Raw genomic sequence first — 2,184 nt, 5'->3', positions numbered from 1 at the left:
ATAGTTATGCGCACCATATGCCACACCTGCAACGGTCAGTACTGCAGTTCCGATACCTATTAACGGTATCATACATAACTGCACGATTCTCATTGAAGCGGTATATACTGCAACTGCGGTTGTACCTGCTGCCATTACGAGCATACTGTTAATGATAATCGCTAGAGCTGAAAATACAATATTTTCCAATGTTGAAGGTATTGCAACCTGCAGGGTATCAAGCATTATTTTTGATGAGTAATTGAAGTTTTTAAGTGACAAATCAAGGTAGAGGTCTTTTTTACCCCATATCCAATAGCTCATTACAATACATGACAGTGATGCTGAAATTACTGTTGCCCATGCGGCTCCTGCAATTCCAAAGTTCAATGTGTAAATGAATATCGGATCCAAAATAATATTCATGATTGCGGTTACTGCAATAGCTATTGTTGCTCTTCTCATATCTCCTTCGGACCTGAATATTGCAGAAGCAACTCCTGAATATACAAAGATAAAAAGGAAACCGAAAATGATGTAACTGTAAGACATAGCATAGCCGATGGTTTCGCCGGCACCCATGAACTGAAGGATAGGTACCATAAAGGCTTCAATAAGGATTGTAAATATTGCTGATACAATTATTGAAAGGAGAATACCGTGCAGTGCAGAGTTGTTTGCCTGTTGATAATTTTTAGCACCGATGTTTCTTGCAATAAGTGAGTTTGCTCCGGCTCCGATACCGTTTCCAAGACCAACCAGCACCATAAATAATGGTGTGATGAATCCTATTGCAGCTAAAGCGTCTGCTCCAAGTCCTGCTACCCATACACTGTCTGCAAGGTTATAAAGCATAATCAGCAACATTGAAAGCATCATCGGAAGCGCCAATTTGATAATAGCTTTTTTCGGATCTCCTGTAATCATCTCAATATTTTTACTTTTTTTAGCCATTTTTACATTCTCCCAGGTTTAATTCCATTGTCTTAATAGCTATTCCTATTAATATTTTTTGAAGCATTTCCTTTGAAATGTATCCTTCATCCAAAATTACGGACTCTTCCCAATCATGAAGTATAGTGGTTGATTTTTCAAGTATTTCTTCGCCTTTTTCGGTTAGTGATATCTTGTTTTGTCGTCTGTTGTTTTCATCGATTTGCCTTTTTACAAGTCCATTGTCTTCAAGTTTTTTAATTGATCTTGCAACTGCTCCCTTGTTGATGTTGCATCTTTCGGCAATCTGTTCCTGGTTTATATCGGATTTGTGTGATATTTCAAATAACAGATGAAGCTGTGTTGTATTTATCCCAAATTCACAGATGTGGCGGTTGACATAAATTGTGTATCCTTTGCCGATCATATACAGCAGTTTTCCAACCGGGATGGTTGTTGCATCTATTTCATTTAAATCTTCGCAGGTCATGTTATCTATTCTAAAAATGATGATAGCTTGTCTTCAAACAAGTCTTTTTTCACTTCCTTAGTTGTTAATGCTAAGGTTTTTTGAGGTTTTATTGAGGCTTCTTCCATATGTTTGAATGCTCCTTCAAAACCTGATGAACCTGCTGTTGCAAAGAATTTGACATTTTTGAACTTGCCCTCATTGTGTTTTATGTAGCTGTACAGTGGGGTTGAAGGTCTTGATGCCCATACAGGACCTCCGAGATATACCATGTCATAATCTTCCGGATTGTATTTTTGAGTTTCCAAATCAATTACCTTTGAGGATATTGCATCCTTTCCTCCACGTGCATATCCTATTTTGCCGTTGTAATTGGTTTTTGGAATGATTTCTTCTATATCAGCGTCAGCTTTATTTGCGATGGTTTCCGCAAGTTTTTTTGTAATGTTAGTTCTTGAATAATATACTACTAATGATTTCATAAGATATTATTAAAACTTCATCATATATAAACTGTTGCATTGACAACTATTGCACTTGCAACAATAGGTGGTGTTTATTATTTCTTGATTTTATGCATGAGGTTTCCAAAATCAAATACTCTGGTTTCAAGAATTTTTCTCATTTCCTCATTTTCCTTTTCAAGAGCTTTTAATTTCTTTTTTAAATTCCTATTATCTTTAGTTAACCTGTCAACATCTTCCAAATTATAAACGGATGATTCATTGAAAGGCATCCAATCAATATCAAGGGATATGACATCATCATCTGAAACTTCTTTTTTAAACTTAAATCCTTCAAGG

Annotated in this window: 4 protein-coding genes; all 4 read right to left on the bottom strand. The window is 36.0% G+C overall.

Features of this window, described 5'->3' with window-relative positions; all coding sequences use genetic code 11:
- A partial coding sequence (locus ACJMLH_RS03160; protein ID WP_405274647.1) for an MATE family efflux transporter occupies positions 1 to 933 on the bottom strand: 933 nt, incomplete at its 3' end.
- On the bottom strand, positions 926 to 1,402 hold the full coding sequence (locus tag ACJMLH_RS03155) for a MarR family winged helix-turn-helix transcriptional regulator (protein WP_405274645.1): 477 nt from the start codon (positions 1,400 to 1,402) through the stop codon (positions 926 to 928). The genes ACJMLH_RS03160 and ACJMLH_RS03155, both read right to left, overlap by 8 nt.
- Before the next feature lie 5 nt (positions 1,403 to 1,407).
- Positions 1,408 to 1,863: a flavodoxin gene (locus ACJMLH_RS03150; protein WP_405274643.1), complete on the bottom strand. Its 456-nt coding sequence runs from the start codon at positions 1,861 to 1,863 to the stop codon at positions 1,408 to 1,410.
- Positions 1,864 to 1,940: 77 nt separating this feature from the next.
- Positions 1,941 to 2,184 (bottom strand): hypothetical protein (locus ACJMLH_RS03145; protein ID WP_405274641.1); only part of this gene is annotated, 244 nt, incomplete at its 5' end.

This window comes from Methanobrevibacter sp., from assembly GCF_045116495.1.
Taxonomy (GTDB): domain Archaea; phylum Methanobacteriota; class Methanobacteria; order Methanobacteriales; family Methanobacteriaceae; genus Methanocatella.
The sequence above is the reverse complement of the archived record's forward strand: the minus strand, read 5'-3'. Positions and strand labels throughout refer to the sequence as shown.

Coding starts and splice junctions, on each gene's coding strand:
- ACJMLH_RS03150 (WP_405274643.1), bottom strand. CDS start 1,863: ATGAAATCATTAGTAGTATATTATTCAAGAACTAACATTACAAAAAAA.
- ACJMLH_RS03155 (WP_405274645.1), bottom strand. CDS start 1,402: ATGACCTGCGAAGATTTAAATGAAATAGATGCAACAACCATCCCGGTT.